Origin of the sequence: Streptomyces murinus (genome assembly GCF_002154555.1) — a bacterium.
In the GTDB taxonomy this organism is placed as follows: Bacteria; Actinomycetota; Actinomycetes; order Streptomycetales; family Streptomycetaceae; genus Streptomyces; species Streptomyces murinus.
On record NZ_MUNF01000130.1, the window covers coordinates 1 to 3712 of the forward strand.

Here is a 3712-nt window from a genome sequence, read left to right on the forward strand (position 1 = left end):
CCGCCGCACCGGACCGTCCCCGCACACCCCGCCGCCCGGCCGGACACCCCGGACACCCCGGACGCCATGAACACCCCAGGCACCCCTGACGCCCGCGACACCCCGGACACGCGGGACAGCGGCTTCCGTCTCATCCCCCGCCAACTCCCCGCCACCATCGGCGACTTCACCGGCCGCCGCGCCCAGCTCGACGAGATCAAGGAACTGCTCGTGGCCTCCTCCCGCGCGGAGAGCCCGGGCTACGCCGTGCCGATCGTGGACATCTCCGGCCCCGGCGGGGTGGGCAAGTCGGCGCTCGCCGTACGTGCCGCCCATGAGGTGAGCAAGCACTTCCCCGACGGCCACCTGTACGCCGACCTGCACACCGTCTCCGGCGACGCGCAGATCACCGCCCTGCTGGCCCGCTTCCTGCGGGCCCTCGGCATCCCGGCCAAAGCCATCCCCGACGATGCCCAGGAGCGGGCCGAGATGTACCGCAGCAGGCTCGCGGACAGCCGGGTGCTGGTGGTCCTGGACGGTGTGACCGGCGCGGAGCAGGTGACCCCGCTGCTGCCCGGAAGCGGCGGCTGCGCGGTGATCACCACCAGCCGGGCCCGGCTGGCCGGCACCGACGGCGTCCGCGGTATCGACCTCGCCGCCTTCGACATGGCCAACGCCCTGGAACTGCTGGCCGGCATCGTCGGCCGCGAGCGCGTCCAGGCGGAACTCGACACGGCCGTCGAACTGGTCAACCTCTGCGACGCGCTGCCCCTGGCCCTGCGGATCGCCGGCGCCCGGCTGGCCTCCCACCCTCACTGGCGGATCGAGTGGCTGGTCCAGCGGCTGCGGGACGAGCGCCGCCGCCTGGACGAACTGAGCCACCGCGGCCTCGAACTGCGCTCCACCATCAGCCTCACGTACCGGGCGCTGCCCCCGACCGCCCAGCGCCTGTTCCGGCTGTTCTCCCTGGTCCAGGCCCCCGACTCGCCCGCCTGGGTCGCCGCCGCCCTGCTGGACACGGACTTCGCCGCCGCAGAGGACACCCTGGACGCCCTGGTCGAGGCCCAGGTCATGGACACCGTGCGGTACCCGGACTCGCTCCGGCCGCGCTACCGCTTCCACGACCTCATACGTGCCTACGCCCGCGAGGAACTCCTCGCCACCGAACCCCCCGAGGAACAGGACGCCGCCCTGGCCCGGGTGCTCGGCGGCTGGCTCTCCCTGGTCGAGGAGGCCCACCGGGAGGAGTACGGCGGCGACTACACGATCATCCACGGCCGCGCCGAGCGCTGGAAACTCCCCGCGGACGCCGACGTGGAGCCCGCCGGACGGCCGATGGAGCGGCTGAGCGGGGAGCGCCGGGCGCTGGTGACGGCCGTACGGCAGGCCGCCGCGGCCGGCATGGACGAGCTGTGCTGGGACCTCGCCCTCACCTCGGTCACGCTGTTCGAGGCCAAGGGGTACTTCGACGACTGGAAGGAGACCACGCGCCTGGCGTACGAGGCGTCGGCCCGCGCCGGAAACCGCATCGGCCAGGCCGCGATGTCGTACTCCCTGGGCACCCTGCACATGTTCCAGACCCAGATGGAGCAGGCGGACGAGCGCTTCGGCCGGGCCCGTGAACTGTTCGAGGCGGAGGGCCACGACCACGGGCGCGCCCTGGTGCTGCGCAACGCCGCCTACCTGGACAGCGTGCGCGGGGACGACGCCGCCATGCGGGAGAAGTACGACGAGGCGCTGGCCATCACCAGGCTGGTGGGCGACCGGATCGGCGAGGCCCACATCCTGCGCAGCCTGGCCGGCTGGTGGCTGGCCTCGGGGCACACCGAGCGCGCCCGCACCCTGCTGGAACAGGCCCTCACCATCTCCCGGGAGGAGAACTGCCTGCGCGTCCAGGCGCAGGTGCTCCAGCGGTTCGCCGAGCTGCACCTCGCGCTCGACCAGCCCCGGCAGGCCCAGGAGGCGCTGCGGGAGGTCCTGCGGATCGTGCGGGACAGCGGGGACCGGATCGGCGAGGCGTACGCGCTGTACGGCCTCGGCGCGCTCCGCCGCCGGGAGAAGCGGCTGGACAGCGCGACCGACACGCTGTCCCGCGCGCTGAACCTGTCACGGCAGGTGGGGGAGCGGGTCGTCGAGGCCAGGTCGCGCTACGCGCTCGCCGAGATCGCCCTGGTGCGGGGCGATCACCAGCTGGCCGCCAGCCATCTGGAGGCGGCGCGCGACCTGTTCGCCGAACTCGGCTCCCGGACCTGGCTGGAGCGGACCGAGGACCTGATGATCGAGGCCGGCGGCCCGGACACCGCGGCCCCCGGGACGACGACCGTCACCGCGCCCTGCCCGCCCACGACCGCGCCCGGCCCGCTCACGACCGCGCCCGGCCCGTCCACGGCCGCCCCCGGCACCACGCCCGCCACCCCGGCCCCCGCCGAACAGGCCTCCCCGCGGGACCCGGGCGCTCGGGTCGGCTGAGCAACCCCGCCTTCGCAAACCGGAGTTCACCGGTCCTCCCGGCGGCGCCTCCGGCTCAGCCCTCCGCCGCTCCCGGCTCCCCACCGGAAGCCGCCACCGCCCGCAGCCGCTCCGCGCGGTCCACCCGTTCCCAGGTGAAGTCGGGCAGCTCGCGGCCGAAGTGACCGTAGGCGGCCGTCTGGGCGTAGATCGGGCGCAGCAGGTCGAGATCGCGGATGATCGCGGCCGGTCGCAGGTCGAAGACCTCGGTCACCGCGTCCTGGATGCGCGCCACCGGCACCGTCTCGGTGCCGAAGGTCTCCACGAACAGGCCGACCGGCTCCGCCTTGCCGATCGCGTACGCCACCTGCACCTCGGCCCGCCGGGCCAGACCGGCCGCCACGATGTTCTTGGCGACCCAGCGCATCGCGTACGCGGCACTGCGGTCCACCTTGGACGGGTCCTTGCCCGAGAACGCGCCGCCCCCGTGCCGGGCCATGCCGCCGTACGTGTCGATGATGATCTTCCGCCCGGTCAGGCCCGCGTCCCCCATCGGGCCGCCGATCTCGAACCGGCCGGTGGGGTTGACCAGCAGCCGGTAGCCCTCGGTGTCGATGCCGAGGGCGGCCAGCTCGGGCTCCACCACCTGCGCGCGGATGTCCGGCACGAGGGTCGCGTCCAGGTCGGTGTCGGCGGCGTGCTGCGCGGAGACGACGACCGTGTCGAGGCGGACCGGCCGGTCGTCGTCGTACTCGATGGTGACCTGCGTCTTCCCGTCGGGGCGCAGATACGGCAGGGTGCCGTTCCTGCGGACCTCGGACAGCCGGCGGGCCAGCCGGTGGGCCAGGGTGATCGGCAGGGGCATCAGCTCCGGCGTCTCGTCGCAGGCGTAGCCGAACATCAGGCCCTGGTCGCCCGCGCCCTGGCGGTCCAGCTCGTCGCACTCCCCGTCCGCGGCGGCGCCCTCGACACGGGACTCGTACGCCGTGTCCACACCCTGCGCGATGTCCGGGGACTGCGCGCCGATGGACACGGAGATGCCGCAGGAGGCGCCGTCGAAGCCCTTGAGCGAACTGTCGTAGCCGATCTGGAGGATGCGGTCCCGCACCAGGGCCGCGATCGGGGCGTACGCGGTGGTCGTCACCTCACCCGCGACATGCACCAGACCGGTGGTGACCAGGGTCTCCACGGCGACCCGTGAGGTCGGGTCCTCCTTGAGGAGGGCGTCCAGGACGGTGTCGCTGATCTGGTCGGCGATCTTGTCGGGATGGCCCTCGGTCACGGA

The 3712-nt window shown here is 73.7% G+C and carries 2 protein-coding genes; one reads left to right on the forward strand and one right to left on the reverse strand.

The annotated features are described in order from the left end of the window. Positions 1 to 2448: tetratricopeptide repeat protein (locus tag CCN72_RS10070; RefSeq protein WP_086807216.1), on the forward strand; the 2448-nt coding region annotated here is incomplete at its 5' end. A gap of 55 nt (positions 2449 to 2503) precedes the next feature. Here the strand turns inward: CCN72_RS10070 and metK are convergent. Then, positions 2504 to 3712: methionine adenosyltransferase (gene metK, locus CCN72_RS10075; RefSeq protein ID WP_143664071.1), on the reverse strand; the 1209-nt coding region annotated here is incomplete at its 5' end.